We start from the raw sequence: 20571 nt of genomic DNA, 5'->3' as shown, positions 1-20571 counted from the left end.
AACAGGAAAAGAGGGTCAAAAATGGAAAAAGAAAGCAGTAAGAAATGTTATCTCTGCACGCGGTTATCGCACACTTTTTTCATTATCTTATTTTAATAAAAACGAATTTGCGTTAGCGGCTCTTTATAATACAGGCCCGACGTCATATGCCGCCGGGCCTGAGCTCATCATGCCGCGTGGTTAGCTGCGCTATCCAGCAGGGCCATCTCTTCGCTATTCAGCAGCTTTTCGATATTAACCAGAATCAGCATCCGGTCGCCCAACGCGCCAAGCCCGGTGAGATATTCCGTAGACAGCGTGACGGCAAACTCAGGTGCCGGACGAATCTGCTCCGCTGCCAGCGACAGCACATCGGAAACGCCGTCAACCACGATCCCGACGACGCGCTGACCGAGGTTCAGTACGATCACCACGGTGTTGTCGTTGTACTCAACGTCCTGCTGGCTGAACTTCACCCGCAGATCGACAATCGGCACGATCACGCCGCGCAGATTGGTGACGCCTTTAATAAAGGCTGGCGTGTTGGCAATGCGTGTGACCTGGTCGTAACCCCGAATCTCCTGCACCTTCAGGATATCGATACCGTACTCTTCGTTGCCCAGGGTAAATACCAGAAATTCCTGACCTGTCGGTTCTCCCGCCAGCTTTGTTACATTCGTCATACCGGTCATGTTTTCTACCTTTTTTCTGCGTTTCAGGCGGCTGTGTTCGCCAGACGTTTATCACGATTCAGTCCCTGCAGGGCGGAGACGTCAACAATCAGCGCGACGCTACCGTCGCCAAGGATGGTCGCCGCCGAGATGCCCGGCACTTTGCGATAGTTGCTTTCGAGGTTTTTCACCACCACCTGGTGCTGACCAATGAGCTGATCGACCAATAGCGCATAGCGTCGACCGGCGCTTTGCAGGATGACGACAATGCCCTGCGTAGCCTCGGTTTTCGCGCCCTGTACATCGAAAGCTTTCCACAGTTCCACCAGCGGCAGATATTCGCCGCGAACTTCCAGTACGCGCTCGCCGCCCGCCAACGGATGCAGATCTTCTTCACGCGGCTGCAAAGATTCCATCACCGCGTTGAGCGGCAGAATAAAGACCTCTTCGCTGACCTTCACCGACATACCATCAAGAATCGCCAGCGTCAGCGGCAGCAGAATGCGGATCGTCGTCCCCGCGCCCTGCTTCGACTGAATTTCAACGTGGCCGCCCATCTCCTGAATATTTCGTTTTACCACGTCCATCCCCACGCCGCGCCCGGAAACGTCGGTCACCTGTTCGGCGGTGGAGAAACCCGGTGCGAAGATCAGCATGCCGACCTCTTCATCGGTCATGCTTTCGCTGACGGCCATCCCCTGCGACAGCGCTTTTGCCAGAATGCGTTCGCGGTTCAGTCCCGCGCCATCGTCTGTCACTTCAATACAGATATTGCCCCCCTGATGTTCTGCGGAGAGAATCAGGTTACCCACGGCAGATTTCCCTGCCGCCAGACGCGTTTCCGGCAGCTCGATACCGTGGTCGAGGCTGTTGCGCACCAGGTGAGTTAACGGGTCGATAATGCGTTCAATCAGGCTTTTATCCAGCTCAGTGGAGCTGCCCATCAGCGTCAGCTCTACCTGCTTACCGAGCTTACCCGCCAGATCGCGCACCAGACGCGGGAAGCGGCTAAAGACATACTCCATCGGCATCATGCGGATAGACATCACGGACTCCTGCAGGTCGCGCGCGTTGCGCTGGAGCTGGCCCATGCTGGTAATCAGGTCGCCGTGCGAGACCGGATCCAGCGCGTTGGAACGCTGGGCCAGCATCGACTGAGTGATGACCAGCTCGCCAACCAGGTTAATCAACTGATCGACCTTCTCAACGGCCACGCGGATACTGGTCGATTCACTGCTGCGCGCCGCGGGCTTTTCGCGTTCTACGCGGGGCGCCGTCTGGCTTGCGGCGGCTACCGGCGCCGCTGGCGCGACAACCGGCAGCTCCACGATCTCTTCGGCTTCGGCTATTTCCACGACCGTAGGCTCTGTCGCTGCGGCAACGGTGGTGAAGGCTATCTGGTCTGCCTCGATAACGAAACACAGCACGGCGACGATATCGTCCTGATCCACGCTACTGTCGATCACCGCGGTGAGGCTATCGGCCGTTTTGTTGACCTGGGTCAGCGTCGCCAGATTGCCCAGCTCCTCTTCCAGCATATCGGGTTCACCGGGCTTCAGGCGCGACAGCGTGATCTGGATTTTGCCGGCGGCTGCGGTATCGATCGCTACCGTCTCGGCCTGCTGACTGTTGTCGACCACGCTCAGACGGGCGCTTGCGGCCACCGGTGGGACGCTTTCGCCTTTCGCCTCCAGCGCCAGTTGGCGCAGAGCGTTGCAGATATATTCGAAGCTGGCAGCATCCGGTTCGCTGGAGCTTTTATAGGCGTCGAGCTGTTCCTGCATAATATCTTTGGTTTCCAAAAACAGGTTGATAATATCGGTGTTGAGCTTCATCTCCCCGCGGCGTGCCTCATCCAGCAGGTTCTCCATCAGATGCGTCGTTTCCTGCAGCACGGAGAAGCCGAAAGTGCCCGCCCCGCCCTTGATCGAGTGCGCCGCGCGGAAGATCGCGTTCAACTGTTCAGCGTCAGGGTCATCCACCGCCAGATCCAGCAGATGCTGTTCCATATCGGCCAACAGCTCGTCGGCCTCATCAAAAAATGTTTGATAAAAATCGCTGATATCCATGCTCACGCAATCACCTCGAGTCGGGTTGTGGCGCCGTAGTACCTGATGCAGACGGTGAGGTCGTCGGCGACGGTAATACGCTTAAAGGTTCATTCTGGCTCTCGGCATTCTCATGGAGAATGGCCTGCTCAGCCTGGTTATTCAGCACCAGCAGGCTGATGCGACGGTTAATCGCATCGTTGCCGCCGTGCTCTGATAAGCGCATCGAGTTTGACATCCCGATCACGCGTAAAACTTTGCCATCATCCAGCCCGCCGGCCACCAGTTCACGGCGGGAAGCGTTGGCGCGATCTGCCGACAGCTCCCAGTTGCTGTAGCCACGCTCCCCGGTGGCATACGGATAGTCGTCCGTATGACCGGCCAGGCTGACCTTATTGGGAATTTCGTTCAGCACCGGCGCAATCGCACGGAGAATATCGCGCATGTAAGGTTCCACTTCGGCGCTGCCGGTTTTAAACATCGGTCGGTTCTGGCTGTCGATAATCTGAATACGCAGCCCTTCCTGCACGAGGTCAATTTTCAGATGCGGACGCAGCGCACGCAGCTTGGGATCGGCCTCAATCAGCTGGTCCAGTTCGCCACGAATACGTTTCAGGCGATTGGTTTCCATCCGTTTTTTCAGGTCGTCGATGTTCGGCTGCTTGTGTACTTCGCCCTGTTGCTGGGTGACATCATCACCGCCTCCGGGAATCGGACTCTCGCTGTTCGCCATCCGCTGGCCTCCGGTGATCGCGGTGGCCAGCGGCGTACGGAAGTATTCGGCTATCTGAATCAGCTCTTTCGGGCTGGAGATGGAGATCAGCCACATCACCAGGAAGAACGCCATCATAGCCGTCATAAAGTCGGCATAGGCAATCTTCCACGAGCCATGCGCGCTACCGTGCGATTTATGTTTACGCCGCTTAACGACGACAATAGGATGCGATTGATTCTTCATGCGTCCTCGGTGGTCGTTTGCTGTTGCCCCGCCGGGTTACGTACCGCACGGACGTGCTCTTCCAGCTCGATAAACGACGGACGTTCACTGGTGTAAAGCGTTTTGCGGCCAAATTCGACGGCGATCGGCGGCGCGTAGCCGTTGAGGTTAGACAGCAGCGTAATTTTGACGCACTGCATCATCTTCGTCGTTTCCGCGCTCTTTTGACGCAGCACGCTCGCGAGCGGTGAAACAAAGCCATAGGCCAGCAGGATCCCAAGGAACGTACCGACCATCGCGTGGGCAATCAGCGCCCCCAGCTCTGCCGCCGGACGGTCGGCTGAACCTAAGGCGTGTACCACGCCCATGACCGCCGCAACAATACCAAACGCCGGCAGCGAATCTCCCACCAGCGCCAGGCTGTTGGCCGGCACTTCGCTTTCGCTTTCGTGGGTTTCGATTTCTTCATCCATCAACGCTTCAATTTCGAAGGTGTTCATGTTGCCGCTGATGATCAGGCGCAGATAGTCGACGATAAATTCCAGCATCACCGTATCGGCGAGGATCCGCGGGTAGCTGGCGAAAATTTCGCTCTCTTTTGGATTTTCAATATCGCGCTCGAGCGAAAACATCCCCTGCTGGCGTGACTTAGCCATCAGGCGATAGAGCAGCGCCAGCAAATCCATATACATCGTTTTGGTGTACTTTGAGCGGCGGAACAGCAAAGGCAATGCTTTCAGCGTGCCCTTAATGGCCTTGCCGTTGTTGCCCACGATGAACGCGCCAACCCCCGCCCCGCCGATAATAACCAGCTCGGCTGGTTGATACAGTGCTCCAAGGTGTCCGCCAGTCATCATGTAACCGCCGAAAACTGTCCCCAAAACGACCAGGTAACCTATTAAGATCAGCACGCTATCATCCTTCCACTGTTGACTAAGAGAGGAGACAGATGAGCAATTTCACCCACGCGCAGGCAAAAAAAAGCAGCGGCCATAATGGCTGCTGCTGGAGTGTTTTCGCCACACCGTGTGGGGTTTAAACAGCTTGCTCTATCTGTTCATCCAGCAGTTGTGGATTACTATCGGCAAGATCCTCAGAAAGTTTACGTCTTTTTACGGCCCGTGATGGCGGCTGGCATAAGCTGCATACAAAGCTACCAACGGGCTGGTGGGCGTGGGTGATAAAGTTACCGCCGCAGGCGTTACAGCTGGAGAGTTCAAGCATGCCGCTTTCGACAAAACGAACCAACGTCCACGCACGCGTCAGGGCCAACAGTGGCCCGGCATCTTGCTGAGGGCACTGCTCGAGGTAGAGACGGTAAGCCTTGATCACAGCATCGACGCCAGAACATTGCCCACTTTTGAGTAAGAACTGCCAGGCATTGCAGAACATGGAAGAGTGAATATTCTGCTCCCACGTCATAAACCAGTCCGTGGAAAACGGTAGCATTCCTTTCGGCGGCGGGCTGCCGCGAAGTTCTTTGTAGAGCTTAATCAAACGACCACGGCTCAATTGTGTTTCGCTTTCAAGCATTTGCAAACGCGCGCCCAGGGTAATCAGCTCCATGGCGAGCTGAATATCGCGTGCTTCCTGAACAATGCTTTTTTCGCTCATGGTCAAGCCCTTTTCTTACGGGCAGGTTCGCCTGAATGACTGGCCTGATTCAGCAGGCGTGTGGAGAGCAGAATGCCGGTATGGATTTGCTGTAAATCGTCAACCCGTGATTCCTGCGTCAGACGGGTGATGGTTTGTGAGTCATCAAAACGGAACTGACAAACCAATTGATTGGTTTCGGCCAGTTTCACCATCTGCGGGAGCGTCAGTTCCCCGAGGACTTTCGCCATATCCTCGTTGATACCGAGGCGGAACATGGCTGAAGCCTTATCCTGACCGATCAAACGCTGTGCAAGAAGCAAGTAAGACAAGTTGATGTCATAGATGTGCTTTAGCAACTCGGATGTATGCATTTTCCCCATCCCGAATAACCAATTTGTACTTTATGCGGAAAATCCGCATACCCCGTGATGTCGTCGGGCAAGGCCCGATAAAAAAAGAATCGGTCAAAATGCGTAGCCGATTAGGTGAATCTCATGCCCCATCGCCGGGTAACGTTTTGATCGCACGGCCCGGCAATTCTAAACATTTCTTACAATTTACTAAGATTTTTCCTAATTCGACGCAACTTTACTCGCCAGATGTGACACATACAATGTTACTTCACTGTTAATTTGAAATTTATGTGATCAACATCACAAAATCAAACCGTATTTTTACACCGTATCCATTAGTCATAGTTGTATTTTGAACAATAAATAACCATTCAAAACGCTGTTTTATTCCTGCCTGACGGATATTCATTCACCGAAACTATCCAATAACCTTCGACGGTGGGCAACTTTACTTGAGACAATTGCGAAAAAATTATCACAGATCATAGCTTCATCTAATATATAAAATTCATCGTAAATTCAATAAATTGAAACATCGAATGATTTGCCGTATATTCATTTGCATATTATTTACCTTTCATTAACATTAATTCAGCATAAATTAAATGTTTATTCGCTGTTTTGATTACATGATATATTCAGCGTCGCTTATGCAATCTGTACAATAATTACGCATTTATTCGCATAAAAAAACTTATGTATTAGGTTAACTTATAGACAGATTTATTCTGCTTTCCCCTTGCAGCTCTGAGGTAAAAAGAGTAAGAGAATAAAAAGAGAGCGCGCATTATTAGAGCAAGGAGGTCTGATGTCTTACTCACATCTACTGGTGGCCGTTGCCCCCACCCCGGAAAGTCAGGCCCTGCTACGGAAAGCAGTCGCCATCGCGCGTCCTGTCAACGCGCGCATTAGCCTTATCACCCTCTCAACCGACCCGGAAATGTATAATCAACTCGCCGCCCCGATGATGGAAAACCTGCGGGAGCTGATGCAGGAAGAGACCCTCCAGTTCCTGCAAACGTTGGCTGACACGGCCGACTACCCCATCTGGAAAAGCCAAATCGCCTGCGGAGAATTAGGCGAACATATCAAAGTGTTCAGTCAAAAATACCAGGTTGACCTGGTCATCTGCGGTAACCATAACCAAAGCTTTTTTTCCCGCGCCACCTGCTCGGCAAAAGGTATCGTGGGAACCAGCTGTGTGGACGTTTTGCTCGTGACGTTGTAACAATGTCGTCGAGATAAGCCAAAAACCGGGAGAACGTTCATTCTCCCGGGCGATCCTGAATGATTTCAGCCGACAGTCTGCGCTATACGCTCCGTTTGGCTTTCTGTTTGTAACGGTCGAAGATCACCGCCGCCAACAGAATTAAACCGCGCACGACATACTGTGAGAATGGAGAGATATTGAGCAGGTTCATCGCGTTCTCCACGGTGCCCAGAATCAGAATCCCGGCGACCACGTACGATATCTTGCCAATCCCGCCTTTCAGCGAGACGCCGCCCAGCACGCAGGCGGAGATGACGATCAGCTCATAGCCAATCGACGTCATGGGCTGTCCGCTGGTCATACGTGAGGCCAGAATGATCCCCGCGGCAGCTGACACCAGGCCTGAGAGCACAAAGATAATAATCTTGGTGCGCACCACCGGAACCCCCGCCAGCCGAGCGGCCTCTTCATTGCCGCCGATCGCCAGCGTGTTACGGCCAAAGGTGGTTTTGTTGAGCAAAAGACCGAAAATAATCAGGCAACCGACCGTCAACCAGATAGGTGCCGGCAGGCCCAGCCAGTTGGCGTAGCCCAGGGTGAAGAAACGCTCATCCTCAATCCCTACCGCCTTTCCATCGGAGATAATATAGGCCAGCCCGCGCACGATCTGCATGGTGGCAAGCGTAGTGATCAGCGCGTTGATCTTAAGACGGGCAATCACGAAGCCGTTGACCAGCCCGCTCACCGCCCCGAGCAGCAGCCCGGCAAAGACGCCAATCCACAGATTTTCAGTGACGTTAATCACCACCGCCGTCGTGACGCCCGCACAGGCAATCACTGAAGCAACCGACAGATCAAAATCGCCGGAGGCCAGGCAGAACAGCATCCCGCAGGCCACCATTCCCGACATCGAGATCGCCAGCCCAAGCCCCTTCATATTGATAAAGGTGGCAAAGTTCGGGACAAAAATCGCACAGCAGATAAACAGCGCGGCGAAGACCACCAGCATTCCGTACTGATCCCAGATACGGCTAAGGCTCAACGACGAGCGGCGGGCGCCAGGCGTAGTAACAGTTGACATCATAACCTCCTAACTCAGGCAACGGCCTGACTGACTTTTGGCATAGCCAGGCTTAACGCCTGTTGTTCATTGGCGCTCTCGTGCAGCAGCTCTCCGGCGATTTCCCCTTCACGCATCACCACAATACGGTCGGCAACGCCCAGCACTTCCGGTAGGTCGCTGGAAGCAAACAACACCGCGACGCCGGACGCCGCCAGCGCATAAATCACGTTATAGATTTCGTGTTTTGCCCCAACGTCGATGCCCCGCGTGGGCTCATCAAGCAGGATCACCTTCATATCTTCCGACAGCCAGCGTCCGAGAATCGCCTTCTGCTGATTGCCCCCGGAGAGGTTCATGATCAGCTGCTGAGCCCCCGGCGTTTTGATATTAAGAGACTGAATATGATGGTCGGCATTAGTCGCTTCCCAGTCGTTATTGATGAGGCACCCCGCGTGGATATGCTTGCGGCGGGCGCTAATGTTGATATTGTCACGCACCGAATGGACCGGGATGATCCCCTCGGCTTTGCGGTCTTCTGGGCACAGCATCATCCCCGCGCGAATCGCCTGCGCAGGTTTATTGATGGTCACGCGCTCACCGTCGATGAAAATCTCACCGCCGGTTATTTTCGTCCCGCCGAAGATCCCTTTCATCAGCTCGCTGCGCCCGGCACCAACCAGGCCAAACAGGCCGACGATTTCACCGCTGCGAACGGTCAGCGAAATCGGCGTGCGCACGCCCGGCGCTTTCACCAGCGATAGACGCAGACGCTCTTCACCGTACTGACGCGGCTGCCAGCCATAGATATCGCCAATGTCACGCCCGACCATCGCCTGCACCAACCGGTCGTGGCTCACTTCCATCATGTCGGTAAAGGTGCAGACATAGCGGCCATCTTTAAATACGGTGATGGCATCGCTCAGCGCGAAGATCTCTTCCATGCGGTGAGACACATAGATGATCACCCGTCCCTCTTTGCGCAGTTCACGGATCACCCGAAACAGGTTGTCGATTTCGCGCGCGGAAAGTGAGCTGGTCGGTTCATCAAAGGCAATGACCTTGGCGTTTCGCGCCAGCGCTTTGGCAATCTCGACCATCTGCCATTGGCCAATCGACAGGTACTTCAGCGGCGTATCGGGATCGATGTCCAGACCCAGATGCTCAAGCTGGATACGCGCTTCATAGTTCAGCAGTTTGCGGTTAACGATACCGCCGCGGCTTGGCAATTGACCAAGATAGATATTTTCCGCCACGGTCATTTCCGGGACGAGATGCAGTTCCTGGTAAATTATCGCGATACCCGCGTTCAGCGCCGCGGTGGTATCAGCAAAAGAAATCTCTTCTCCGCGCAGCGCCAGCGTGCCGGACGTCGGGGTATAGTTACCGCTAAGAATTTTCAGCAGCGTCGACTTGCCGGCGCCGTTCTCGCCCATCAGCGCGTGGACCTGCCCGCTATAGCAATCGAAGCTAATATCGGACAGCGCCTTTACGCCCGGGAAGGTTTTGCTGATACCGCAGAAAGAGAGATAAGGGGTAGACTGTTGCATCGCAACCTCCACAATGACACGATCCCTCTCCTCCCGCCCTGCGGGAGGAGAACCATCAGGACTTAGAGGCCTTTTTTCGCCAGCTCTTCTTTGAAGTTGTCGCGGGTAATCAGCACAACATCGGTCACCGCGGTAAATTTCGGTGGCTCAGCGCCTTTCTGCACCCAGTTGTAGAGCAGCTCGCTGGTTTTGTAACCGTGAATGTCCGGGCTTGGCAGAAGCGAACCAAAGAAGCCGGTAGCCTGCGCTTTTGACAGTTCGTTCACCGCGTCCACACCGTTGATACCGATACCGATGACGTTGTCCGCCTTGAACCCCTGACCTTCCGTAGCACGCACGCCACCGAGCACGGTGTTATCGTTCATGCCAACAACCAGCCACTGTTTCACTTCCGGATGTTGTACCAACAGTGAGTTACCGGCATCGAACGCACCGGGAATATCGTTAGATTTGGTAGGCACCTGATAAATCTGCTTTTCCGGGAAACCAGCAGCCTTTAGCGCGTCCATGGAGCCCGAAGTACGGCGGCGCGCGGTATCCAGTTCGTTGGCGGTAATGGCCATCACCCCGGTGGTTTTCACATCCCAGCCGCGCTTCTGCATCTCTTTATACAGTTCCTGCCCTTGCCGTGCGCCAATTTCACTCGCCGCCATCATCACCAGCGGCACATCCTCCATCGGTTTGCCTTTGGCGTTAACGAACTGATCATCGACGGTGATGACCTTCATGTCGTAGCCGCGCGCTTTGGCGATGATAGCAGGCCCTAATTTTGGATCTGGCGTACAAATAACAAAACCTTTGGCACCACTGGCCGCCAGGCTATCAATAGCATTGAGGGTTTTCTCACCGTCCGGAACGGCTATTTTAATAACATCAAAACCAAGATCTTTACCGGCTTTATCCGCAAACTTCCATTCCGTCTGGAACCAGGGTTCTTCGGGTTGTTTCACTAAAAAGCCGAGTTTTAAATTCTCGGCCATAGCCGATTGTGACATAACCGCCGCCAGCCCGATGGCCACCAGCGCTTTCGTAAATTTGTGCATGGTTAACTCCAGCCTAAATGTTCTTTTATGTAGGGAAAAATCAGACAAACAATTTAAATCGGACATAAAACAAAGTATTAGCCGCGCAATTAACAGCATTAACAATGTTAAAACATTAATAGCCAGGAATTAACCATTCAGAAGAGAGCACCATCACACCCCTGAATAACAGTGAAGTGATGCATAGATTCAGCAGATACGTACATATAAAAAACGCGAATTGTCAGACAATTCGCGCAGAGAGAATAGCTTATTTATCTATATACTCAGCGAAGATACCCCTTCCACTGAGATGATCAATTAATTACCAGCGGTAATAGATGTGATCGGCGTGGTCACGTACCGGCGCTTCATCGCCCAACAGACGTGCCGCGACGGTAAAGGCAAAATCAAAGACGTGACCGAATCCTTTGCCGCTAATCAGATTGCCGTCTTCAACGACCGGCGCATCAACGTATTCACCGTTTTTCACGTCCTGCCACAGATCCCCGGAGCAGACATAGCGACGGCCTTTCAGCAGATCGTTGCCGGCCAGCACGCGCGCAGCGGCTGAGCAGATTGGGCAAATAAATTTGCCCGCGGCATCGTGGGCCGCCACAAACTTAACGACATCCTGATTCGCCGCCAGATTCACGCTGCCTTGTGGACCACCCGGCAGGACGACGGCGTCGTACAGGGTATCAAGACGCTCTGCCAGCGTGGCGTCAGCCACCATCGGGATATCGTGATAGCTCACCACAGCGCGTGATTCAGCGCACGACACCAGCTCAACGCCAATATGCAAACGGCGCAGGATATCGATAGTGACAATCGCTTCCCCTTCTTCAAAACCCGGGGCCAGCAGTACAGCAACCTGTTTCATTTTAACTCCTGTAAATTCATATAATCGAATCCCTCCAGGTGACGAATGGGGAAGGATTTAGCGTACTCCTCATTACCGCGAACATAATCCTCTTACCGGCCATTATCAAAAATGATCTAAAACAAATTTGCGATTATTCCAATATTGGGGGGCCGATGTATATCATGATATATAAATGGGAATTATTATTCGCGATGCACTATTGATAGCAAATAATGCGTAACGCGCCTATCTGAGCGATAGCTGCCAATCTTAAAATTAGACTTAGCTCACATTTCCTGATGTACAAAATGTAAGACAGAATACGCATGTTAACAAAGCCTTACGCAGAGTATATCGGGAAGTTACATTCTCTATAATTCATAGGGTTACGAAAATATTATTTTGTGAAGCAGGGTAATAGCAATATAGGTTGTAACGAAACGTAAAAAGGGGCTCATGAGAGTTTTCTTATATCCAAACTAAGAGTATTCTTTTTTCTGAACACAAGAGGAATTATATCTTTTGTTCATGGTTGAAGACTACGAGTAATATGTAGTTACACTCTAACGCGTAAATAGCGCATGGTTAGCGGCTATCTAGATACTATGCGGTATCACGCGTATCGTTCCTACCAGTAATAAGGATATTTGTATGGCAGTTCCAGGAATGGTTCAAAAGCTTAATGCTCAGATGAATCTCGAATTTTATGCATCTAATCATTATTTGCGTTTGAGCGAGTGGTGTTCAGAACATCGACTGAATGGCACCGCGACGTTTTTACGTTCACGGGCGCAATCCAGCGTAACGCAAATGATGCGTGTGTTCGATTATATGAAGAAATCTGGCGCTTATCCGGTCGTGAAAGCTTTTGAAACCCAAGAAGATAAGTGTGCCACCCTCGAAGATCTTTTCCTGAAAACCATTGAAGATCACGCGCAGCGCAGCTCTACGCTGTCTGAGCTGACTGAACAGGCAAAAGTGCTTCATGACGATAACACCCTGAGTTTCCTCAATGCACTGGAAGAAGAGCAGGAACAGGATGGTATCTTGCTGAAGACCATTCTGGATGAAGTGCGCAGCGCGCGTAAAGCGGGCCTCTGCATCCAGCAAACCGACCAGCATCTGCTGAACATCGTTAATCAACAGCAGCATTAATTACGCAACAAGGGCGGCCATGGCCGCCCTTGTTCTTTCCGCTCTCAGGTCTGTGACCTGAAGACGTCAATTCGCGATCAGTGCGTCGCATCCTGTGGCGTAAACTTCAGCTCAATCAGCGCAATCGCTTTCTGAATCGCCCGCAACGTTACCGGATCGGCCCCCGCCGGATGAGTGGTAAAGTCAATCGCTTTCAGCTGAGTCGCCATCTTTTCGCGGACTTCAACCGGTGCGATAACATCAATAACGTCGAGGATCTGTTTGATAACGAGTTGGCAAGCGACGACGTCGGAAACCAGTTCATCGTTAGGGGTGAGGTTCTGAGACATTTTTTGCTCCTATTTTGCGGAGCGTAATAGTAACCTACTTTTGCTGAAGATAAAAAAACCTGCCGCAGCAGGTTTTTTTATCAGAACATAGCGCCTGGCGGTACGTCTTTGAAAGTTTTGCAATAGTTCTCAAACATGCTTTTGAGGATTTTACGCATGCGCTGTTTCATGTTGATACTCCGATTTTTGTTATGCAGGTGTTATTGTCTTTAGGTACATAATATGACCACCATCACAAAAATCAACCGTTTTGCGAGTTAAATCACATAACAATATTCATGTATGTTAAATTTATAAAAAAATTGTTATAAAAATCTGTCACTTGCAGAATCTACAAAATCTATAAATTTTACGAATTATTTTGATAGGGTAACGCAACGATGAATGAGCCTCTCCAGGCCCAGGCGAGCCGTGGGGTATCCCCTGCTGCGCTGCTTGTGGCCGGTGCATTCTTTATGGAGTTCCTCGATGGGACGGTGATTGCCACCGCCCTGCCAGATATGGCGAAAACCTTTGGCGTTGAAGCCGTCGATCTCAATATCGGCATTAGCGCCTACCTGATCACGCTGGCAGTACTCATTCCGGCCAGCGGCTGGATAGCGGACCGCTTTGGCGCGCGCACCATTTTCAGCCTCGCGCTGGCCATTTTCACCGTCTCTTCCGTGTTTTGCGGCCTCGCCACCAGCGCCCATAGTTTCGTGGCGATGCGTATCTTACAAGGCGTAGGCGGCGCGCTGATGGTCCCTGTCGGGCGGCTAGCCGTCCTTCGAACCACGCCAAAACACCTGCTCATTACCGCCATTGCCACACTCACCTGGCCCGCGCTAATTGCGCCTATTATCGGGCCTCCGCTGGGCGGATTTATTACCAAAGTGGCCGACTGGCGCTGGATATTCTTTATTAATGTCCCGTTGGGCATCATTGCCATCCTGCTGGCATTGCGGATTATTCCCAACATCCGCGACGATGAGCGACGGCCATTCGATCTACCGGGTTTCCTCGCCACCTCAGTGTCAATGGTGAGCCTGGTCTACGCGATGGAGCTTCTGGGGGCGGAGAAAATGCAGGGGGGGCTAATCATCACGCTGTTGCTGCTTGGCAGCGCCACTTTTTATTATGCGCTGTCCCATTTCCGTCGCAGCCCGGCGCCGATGATCCGTATGGATGCCCTCAAGGTCCCCACCTTCCGCGTCACGATGTACGGTGGTTCATTGTTCCGCGCCTCGATCAGTGCCGTACCGTTCCTGCTTCCCCTGCTCTTTCAGGTCGGTTTTGGTATGGATCCGTTCCACTCCGGCCTGCTGGTGCTGGCGGTGTTTGTGGGCAACCTGACGATTAAGCCGGCAACCACACCGCTCATTCGCTGGCTGGGCTTCCGCCGCCTGCTATTGATCAACGGTGCGCTGAACGTGCTGGCGCTGGTCGCCTGCGCCTTCCTGACGCCACAGACGCCGGTATGGGTGATTATGCTGGTACTGTACCTCGGCGGCGTGTTCCGCTCGATTCAATTTACCGGCGTCAGCACGCTGGCGTTTGCTGACGTACCCTCACCGCAAATGAGCTATGCCAATACGCTGTTCAGCACCGCCAGCCAGCTAGCGATTGGGCTGGGCATCACGCTCGGAGCGATTGGAATTCGAATAGGTGAAAAACTCAGCGCCGTGCTGGAGCTCAGTGCAGTACCGGGTATCAGCTTCCGCCTGGCCTTTGTCTTTATTGCGTTGATTTGCCTGGTGGGGATGATAGATACCCTGCATCTGACGCGAGACGCGGGCAGCGCGGTGTCGAAGAAAGCCAAAGCCTGAGTTCACTGCATAAAAAAACCCACGCCAGAGCGTGGGTTTTTTATTAAAAAGGAGAGCGTCAGGCTTACGCCAGGATCTCGCGAACAAAGGCTTCGATTTCTTTGTTCTGGCAGTTTTCGAAGAAGCATTCCTGGAAACGCTGACCGGAGACAGCCGTTTTCACCAGCGCCGGGTCGATTGCGCGCAGAGTATCCAGATAGTTTTCTTTCACTACAGCGGCTTTCACCTGGTTCAGGATACCCGCGTTGCGGACCTGAGGCTCTTTACGCTCCGGCGGGTAGCCTTCGCCGTTACGACCGGTGAACGCTTTTTCAAACATGTAGCGAACGTTCAGCTCCGCGCCCCAGCCATAACCTTTTGCGAAGGCCAGAGACAGCGCGTTACCGTTGTTGATCTGGGCAAACAGGAAGGCGTCTGCCGGATCCAGGCAGTAGCCGCAAACCACGCCCGGATGGATGTTCAGGGACATCAGCGCGCCCTGACCGGTACCGCAGCCAGTCACGACGAAATCTACCGCTTTAGAGTTCAGCAGGATGCTGGCCATGATACCCAGGTGAATGTAGGTCAGATGATGATCGTTTTCATCGCTCATGCCCACGTTGTAGACCGGGAAGCCTTTTTCATCGGCAACGGCTTTTAACTCATGATGAATAGTCGCGTTCTTGCTGGCCTGGCTGTTTTCCATCATCAGTGCAATTTTCATTCTTTCCTCTCCTGAAAGCTACGCGGGATTTCCCGCAGTCGTTCGATTACGTTGCAGTAACCTTACTACCAGACAAACGCACTTTCAAATTTTATGAAAAATGGTTTTACTTTTTACTGAGGCGGTCACACTTTTGGCCTATGCCGGGTAGATAAATCATTACATAAACCATTATTTTTTTACTGTTACCAGGGCACATGGTCGACTAAACTGGCTTAAGGGGAATAATAGACCCGATGAATTGTACGCTATTAAATGGATGAAATAGTCTTCGCAAAGGAACTGACTTGTGACACAGGACTGCCGATCTCTTCGACACGGGCTGGGTCTCCTTGTTCTACTGACCCTGTTGCTCGTTTGCACGACACGCGTTTTTGCCGTACCGCCACAAAAAGTAAAAGCGGCTTCCACCATTCCTGTCTGGATACTCAACGCCGATAGTTTTGAATTCTGGCGCGACGACCACGGAGAGTTCCATGGCTTCTATCCCGAGCTGCTGCACGCCATCAATTCGCGCTACGGCTACAATCTCACCCTCCAGCCCATTGACGGCACGACCTTCGAGCAACGTTTCAGACACCATGACTACGGGTTATACGCCAGCGTGCTACAGACCCGTGAACACCTGAAGAATACCATCCTCTCCTTACGCCTGCTCGAAAACAGCGTCGTTACCGCCAGCATCACCCGACAGGCAAAGACCGTACGCGACCTGAACGATACACGAGTCATTTTCCGACGGCACGATCCCACCCAGACGCTCGTTAAACAAGCTTATCCCACCCTGACATTTCAGCAAGTCATCGAAGTTGACAGCAGTAAAGAGGCCTTACAGATTCTGCGCAGCGGCGGCGCCGATTTCTATATCAACGAGGACAGAGAGATCGGCAGTCCGCAGTATTACTACACCATCTCCCGTCCGTTCGATTCACTGCGTATCACCACCTCGTTCGGGATTAGTCCGGAACTGATATCTCTACGCAGTAACATCAATCAATTGATTAACGAATGGCAGCAAAACGGCAAGCTTCAGGCATTAGAAGAGCAAAGCCAGATTGAATTTCTCCGCCGTAACCTCGTCATCACCCCCGAAGAGCGACGCTGGCTCCAGGAAAATCGCCTTACCCTCTGGCTACCGAAAAATGAGAACTTCTCCCCCATCATCTGGAAGGACAATCAGGGATACCACGGCAGCGCGATTAGCATCGTCAACGATCTCCGCGATCTGCTCAATATCAACGTCGACGTTCAATTCGTTGATAATTATCTGGTACGTATGAAAAATGAAGACTGGCCGTTACGACTTGCCGATATTATTGACGTCCGCGACGGCGCACAGTTGGAGGGGCTGGTTGGACCGTTGTTGAACTGGTACAACGCTTATTACAATAAGGTCGGTCAGCCCTTTATTCTTGATGAAGAGCAGGTGCGCCATCAGCGGGTTGGCGTGATTCGCGGCTCCTTTGCCGCCTACTATCTGCGCCAGCGGTTTGGTACTGACGTCACGCTGGTCGCACGTGCCACCCTCGACGAACTGCTGGATACCATTGATAACAACCAGATCGACTTTATTCTCGGTGATTTAAGCTCGCTCGAGCAGGCGCTACGCGGCAGCGATCTGTTCCGTGGCGCACTGAAAGTCGCGGGGCTGACCCACTCAAGTTTTCAGATTGGTACCTGGGTGAACATCGATCACCCGCTGCATGCCCTGCTGACGCAGGTTCATCTGATCTCCAGCTATCGTCACCAAATCACGCCGCCGACCAACCTCCCAGCCTCCACGTCGTTAAGTAAAAATTCATTACAAATGATTAGCGCCGGGCTGCTGGCCGCGCTGGTCTTTATCCTGAGTATGATGCTGATGATGTGGCGGCATATGAGCCAGAACCGCGCGATTAGCCGCAGCATCGTCGAAGCGATGGAAAAAATTAATCACGTCCACGATGATGAAACCGGCTGTCATATCCGCCGCGTCTCTGCCTATTGCAGCCTGTTAGCTCGCGCGATGAAGCTGCCCCTGCGTCAGATTCGCGATATTGAGAATTTTGCCTCGCTGCATGACATCGGCAAAATTGCGGTTCCCGAGACAATTCTGCGCAAGCAGGGCAAACTCACCGAGGACGAGTTTAAGCAGATTCAGCAGCATTCAGTGAAGGGCTGGCGTATCGTCCAGGGGCTGGTGCTCGGCTCTGTGGCGGAAAATCTGATCCGCTACCATCACGAAAAATGGAACGGCAGCGGCTATCCGGATGGGTTAGCCGGCGAAGCCATCCCGCTGGAGGCGCGGATTCTGGCCATTGCCGACGTTTACGATGCGCTGCGGCAAAAGCGAGTCTACAAACCCAGCTTCTCGCATGAGCGCGCTTACGAAATCATCGTCAGCAGTTCAGGCAGCCATTTTGACCCGACGCTGGTCAAACTGTTTTGCCAGTTGCACCTTCAGTTTCAGGCTATTTACGAGTCACAAACGGATTAACCCCTGAATCTGGCGACTATTCAAGGGATTGGCCGCAGGTCACGTCAGTTATAATGAGACTACGACAGATTGCGCAGAGCGACATGATGAAAAGCCTCATTCTTATCCCCGCCCTGCTGGCCCTCTCCGCGTGCACGGTTCCCCGCACGGCGAGTGTCAGCGAAGTTGATGCGACCAGCGGTATCGTTCGCCTGACCTACGGACAGGCGGTACTGCAAAATGCCCGCCCCGACAGTTACCTGGCCCAATCCGAGGCCAATAAAGCCTGCCAGCAGATGGGCTACGCCACCGCTTTTTCCTATGGTCAGCCGATTCCCACCTGCTCCACCATTAGCGGCTCGCTGTGCCTCAACGAATATATTACCCTTCAGTATCAGTGCCGGGGTATCGCAAATATTCCTGCCTCCAGCGCCTATTATTAGCCCCACCGCCGGTGAATTCCGGCATTATTATTCCCCTTGATATTTATCGTTATATTTATGCCAATGAGTTTTATTCCCATTCGCATTATTATATCGATCATTTTATATTTACCTTTTGCAAATAAATTAATAACAACTTATAGTTCTGCTGTAATTAACAATTAACCTATTTTTTCGGGAGCGACACCATGCTAAAAGCGCCAATGATCGAGAAATTAAACGAACAGATGAATCTCGAACTTTATTCTTCGCTGCTGTATCAACAGATGAGCGCCTGGTGTAGCTTCAACAGTTTTGAAGGCGCCGCCGCCTTTTTACGCCGCCACGCGCAGGAAGAGATGACGCACATGCAGCGCCTGTTTGATTACCTGACCGACACCGGCAGTCTGCCACGCATCAATAGCGTCTCTTCGCCGTTTGCCGAGTATGCATCACTGGACGAACTGTTCCGTGTGACCTATGAGCACGAGCAGCTGATTACCAGCAAAATTAATGAACTGGCGCACGCCGCTATGTCCAACCAGGATTATCCGACCTTTAATTTCCTGCAGTGGTATGTTGCGGAACAGCATGAAGAAGAGAAATTGTTTAAATCCGTTATCGATAAGCTGACGCTGGCAGGTAAAAGTGGTGAAGGTCTGTACTTCATTGATAAAGAGCTGGCAACGCTCGATACTCAGAATTAATGTTCATGCAGCGGCGTTAATACGCCGCTGCTGATTAATGTCGGCATATCTTACTTTCTTCGGTCGTAAAACCCGATTCCAGCGGTATAAATTTCCCTTTCTTATACAAAAAAGCCACCAGCTCGCCCGCGCTCATATTTTCCGCTGAACAGGTATGAAAACGCGCCTGCTCGCCAAAGCGTGCACGAATGGCCGCTTCCAGACTTTCGAAGCTGTACTGCTGGCCTGATGCAATCATCATATTCAGTACTTCGTGACCGTGAATAGAGTTCATAATTTCTCCCCTTAAAAAAGGTCACCATAAACTGCATTTGTACTGCATGTTTTGCGCTAGCGCAGCTTTCTGCCGCCTCATTAAAAGCGTAAACATAAATATACAGCGACTGTAATTCAGATTTGACGAAAGCTGCGGATTCACATACTCTGCGCGACATCTTTCGTTGTGAATACGTTGTGAAGTAGAGGAAAGCGTGAAGAACCGTACTCTGGGGAGTATTTTAATCGTCGCCGGCACCACCATCGGCGCAGGAATGTTGGCAATGCCGCTTGCCTCGGCGGGCGTCGGTTTTGGCATCACGCTGGTGCTGCTGATCGGCCTGTGGGCATTAATGTGCTACACCGCCCTGCTGCTGCTGGAAGTGTATCAGCACGTTCCGGCCGACACCGGGTTGGGTTCTCTGGCGCTACGCTACCTGGGACGCCACGGGCAGTGGATCACCGGTTTTAGCATGATGTTCCTGATGTACGCGCTCACGGCGGCCTATATCAGCGGTGCGGGAGAGCTGCTGGCTTCAAGTTTCAGCCAGTGGTTTAGCATGGATATGCCGCCCGCAATGGGCGTACTGCTGTTCACCGCCATCGGCGGCATGGTCATCTGCGTGGGCACCTCGCTGGTCGATCTGTTTAACCGCTTCCTGTTCAGCGCCAAAATTATTTTTCTGATCGTCATGCTGGCGCTGCTGCTTCCGCACATTCACAAAATTAATCTGATGACGCTGCCGATGGCCCAGGGGCTAGCGCTGTCGGCCATTCCGGTTATCTTTACCTCGTTTGGCTTCCACGGCAGCGTACCGAGTATCGTTAGCTATATGAACGGCGACGTACGCAAACTGCGCGGCATTTTTATCATAGGGAGCGCCATCCCGCTGGTTGCCTATTTGTTCTGGCAGTTGGCAACCCTCGGCAGCATCGACTCGCCGGTCTTTAGCACGCTCATGTCTCAGCACGCGGGGCTGAACGGCCTGTTAATGGCGATTCGCGAAGTTGTCGCCTCGCCGCACGTTGAGCTAGCCGTCCATCTGTTTGCTGACCTGGCGCTGGCGACCTCTTTCCTCGGCGTCGCACTGGGGCTGTTTGACTATCTGGCGGATCTGTTCCAGCGCAAAAATACCGTCCGCGGCCGTCTACAAACCGGCGGTATCACCTTCCTGCCGCCGCTGGCCTTCGCGCTGTTCTACCCGCGCGGTTTTGTGATGGCGCTGGGTTACGCGGGCGTGGCGCTGGCGGTACTGGCGCTGATTATTCCGTCTCTGCTGACGCTGCAAAGCCGCAAACATCACCCTCAGGGCGGCTATCGCGTTGTCGGAGGAAAACCGATGCTGTGGCTGGTGTTTGCCTGCGGGATCGCGGTGATTGCCATTCAGGTAGGTATTGCGACCGGCCTGCTGCCGTCGGTGGGATAACTGCGTAAAAAAGGGGCCGACT

The 20571-nt window shown here is 52.7% G+C and carries 21 protein-coding genes; 7 read left to right on the top strand and 14 right to left on the bottom strand.

The window, feature by feature from the left end; genetic code table 11:
- Positions 1 to 167 precede the first annotated feature (167 nt).
- The 6 genes from cheW to flhD all read right to left on the bottom strand — a co-directional run bounded on the left by cheW (position 168) and on the right by flhD (position 5602).
- Positions 168 to 671 carry a chemotaxis protein CheW gene (gene cheW / locus M989_RS09395; RefSeq protein ID WP_064544638.1) on the bottom strand — a complete coding sequence of 168 codons (504 nt, stop codon included), beginning with the start codon at positions 669 to 671 and terminating at the stop codon, positions 168 to 170.
- Positions 672 to 694: 23 nt separating this feature from the next.
- On the bottom strand, positions 695 to 2725 hold the full coding sequence (gene cheA / locus M989_RS09390; protein WP_064544636.1) for a chemotaxis protein CheA: 2031 nt from the start codon (positions 2723 to 2725) through the stop codon (positions 695 to 697).
- A 4-nt stretch (positions 2726 to 2729) separates the two neighbouring features.
- On the bottom strand, positions 2730 to 3656 hold the full coding sequence (motB, locus tag M989_RS09385; protein WP_064544634.1) for a flagellar motor protein MotB: 927 nt from the start codon (positions 3654 to 3656) through the stop codon (positions 2730 to 2732).
- The gene (gene motA / locus M989_RS09380) at positions 3653 to 4546 is read right to left on the bottom strand and encodes a flagellar motor stator protein MotA (protein WP_064544632.1); all 894 of its coding nucleotides are present in this window, start codon (positions 4544 to 4546) and stop codon (positions 3653 to 3655) included. Before motA ends, motB begins: the two co-directional genes overlap by 4 nt.
- 124 nt (positions 4547 to 4670) lie before the next feature.
- Entirely contained in the window at positions 4671 to 5255 is a 585-nt protein-coding gene (gene flhC / locus M989_RS09375) for a flagellar transcriptional regulator FlhC (RefSeq protein WP_100249988.1), read from the bottom strand.
- On the bottom strand, positions 5252 to 5602 hold the full coding sequence (gene flhD, locus M989_RS09370; protein ID WP_064544628.1) for a flagellar transcriptional regulator FlhD: 351 nt from the start codon (positions 5600 to 5602) through the stop codon (positions 5252 to 5254). Before flhD ends, flhC begins: the two co-directional genes overlap by 4 nt.
- Positions 5603 to 6392: 790 nt before the next feature.
- Here flhD and uspC point away from each other — a divergent pair.
- A complete protein-coding gene (uspC, locus tag M989_RS09365) occupies positions 6393 to 6812 on the top strand; it encodes a universal stress protein UspC (RefSeq protein ID WP_064544625.1) in 420 nt (139 codons plus the stop codon).
- 82 nt (positions 6813 to 6894) lie between these two features.
- Here uspC and araH read toward each other — a convergent pair whose 3' ends face one another.
- The 4 genes from araH to M989_RS09345 form a co-directional block, all read right to left on the bottom strand.
- Positions 6895 to 7875, bottom strand: a complete 981-nt coding sequence (araH, locus tag M989_RS09360) for an L-arabinose ABC transporter permease AraH (protein WP_064544623.1) — start codon at positions 7873 to 7875, stop codon at positions 6895 to 6897.
- A 14-nt stretch (positions 7876 to 7889) separates the two neighbouring features.
- Positions 7890 to 9404 (bottom strand): L-arabinose ABC transporter ATP-binding protein AraG, encoded by a 1515-nt coding sequence (gene araG / locus M989_RS09355; RefSeq protein WP_064544621.1) that lies wholly within the window; start codon positions 9402 to 9404, stop codon positions 7890 to 7892.
- Positions 9405 to 9466: 62 nt separating this feature from the next.
- Positions 9467 to 10447, bottom strand: coding sequence for an arabinose ABC transporter substrate-binding protein (locus M989_RS09350; protein WP_064544619.1), 981 nt, complete (start codon positions 10445 to 10447; stop codon positions 9467 to 9469).
- 304 nt (positions 10448 to 10751) lie between these two features.
- On the bottom strand, positions 10752 to 11309 hold the full coding sequence (locus M989_RS09345) for a DJ-1/PfpI family protein (RefSeq protein WP_064544617.1): 558 nt from the start codon (positions 11307 to 11309) through the stop codon (positions 10752 to 10754).
- A gap of 633 nt (positions 11310 to 11942) precedes the next feature.
- Between M989_RS09345 and M989_RS09340 the strand changes: the two genes are divergently transcribed.
- A complete protein-coding gene (locus tag M989_RS09340) occupies positions 11943 to 12446 on the top strand; it encodes a non-heme ferritin-like protein (RefSeq protein WP_064544615.1) in 504 nt (167 codons plus the stop codon).
- A gap of 77 nt (positions 12447 to 12523) precedes the next feature.
- On the opposite strand, the gene M989_RS09335 is transcribed toward M989_RS09340, so the two are convergent.
- On the bottom strand, positions 12524 to 12775 hold the full coding sequence (locus M989_RS09335; protein WP_064544613.1) for a DUF2766 family protein: 252 nt from the start codon (positions 12773 to 12775) through the stop codon (positions 12524 to 12526).
- An 80-nt stretch (positions 12776 to 12855) separates the two neighbouring features.
- Positions 12856 to 12945 (bottom strand): stress response protein AzuC, encoded by a 90-nt coding sequence (gene azuC / locus M989_RS25495; protein ID WP_015963980.1) that lies wholly within the window; start codon positions 12943 to 12945, stop codon positions 12856 to 12858.
- 210 nt (positions 12946 to 13155) lie between these two features.
- Between azuC and M989_RS09330 the strand changes: the two genes are divergently transcribed.
- Positions 13156 to 14580: an MFS transporter gene (locus M989_RS09330; RefSeq protein WP_064544611.1), complete on the top strand. Its 1425-nt coding sequence runs from the start codon at positions 13156 to 13158 to the stop codon at positions 14578 to 14580.
- A 64-nt stretch (positions 14581 to 14644) separates the two neighbouring features.
- Here the strand turns inward: M989_RS09330 and M989_RS09325 are convergent, their stop codons facing one another.
- A complete protein-coding gene (locus M989_RS09325; RefSeq protein ID WP_064544609.1) occupies positions 14645 to 15283 on the bottom strand; it encodes an RpiB/LacA/LacB family sugar-phosphate isomerase in 639 nt (212 codons plus the stop codon).
- 289 nt (positions 15284 to 15572) lie between these two features.
- Here M989_RS09325 and M989_RS09320 point away from each other — a divergent pair, with 289 nt between their 5' ends.
- The 3 genes from M989_RS09320 (at position 15573) to ftnA (ending at position 18867) form a co-directional block, all read left to right on the top strand.
- On the top strand, positions 15573 to 17759 hold the full coding sequence (locus M989_RS09320; RefSeq protein WP_083965139.1) for an HD domain-containing phosphohydrolase: 2187 nt from the start codon (positions 15573 to 15575) through the stop codon (positions 17757 to 17759).
- 86 nt (positions 17760 to 17845) lie between these two features.
- Positions 17846 to 18181, top strand: a complete 336-nt coding sequence (yecR, locus tag M989_RS09315; RefSeq protein ID WP_064544843.1) for a YecR family lipoprotein — start codon at positions 17846 to 17848, stop codon at positions 18179 to 18181.
- Between the two features lie 188 nt (positions 18182 to 18369).
- On the top strand, positions 18370 to 18867 hold the full coding sequence (ftnA, locus tag M989_RS09310; RefSeq protein WP_064544607.1) for a non-heme ferritin: 498 nt from the start codon (positions 18370 to 18372) through the stop codon (positions 18865 to 18867).
- 34 nt (positions 18868 to 18901) lie between these two features.
- Here the strand turns inward: ftnA and M989_RS09305 are convergent, their stop codons facing one another.
- The gene (locus tag M989_RS09305) at positions 18902 to 19141 is read right to left on the bottom strand and encodes a YecH family metal-binding protein (protein WP_064544605.1); all 240 of its coding nucleotides are present in this window, start codon (positions 19139 to 19141) and stop codon (positions 18902 to 18904) included.
- A 196-nt stretch (positions 19142 to 19337) separates the two neighbouring features.
- On the opposite strand from M989_RS09305, the gene tyrP reads away from it, so the two are divergent.
- Positions 19338 to 20549 carry a tyrosine transporter TyrP gene (gene tyrP, locus M989_RS09300; RefSeq protein ID WP_064544599.1) on the top strand — a complete coding sequence of 404 codons (1212 nt, stop codon included), beginning with the start codon at positions 19338 to 19340 and terminating at the stop codon, positions 20547 to 20549.
- Positions 20550 to 20571 lie beyond the last annotated feature (22 nt).

Origin of the sequence: Kluyvera georgiana ATCC 51603, from assembly GCF_001654985.1 — a bacterium.
GTDB lineage: Bacteria > Pseudomonadota > Gammaproteobacteria > Enterobacterales > Enterobacteriaceae > Kluyvera > Kluyvera georgiana.
This window is presented reverse-complemented; position numbering and strand designations above follow the sequence as displayed.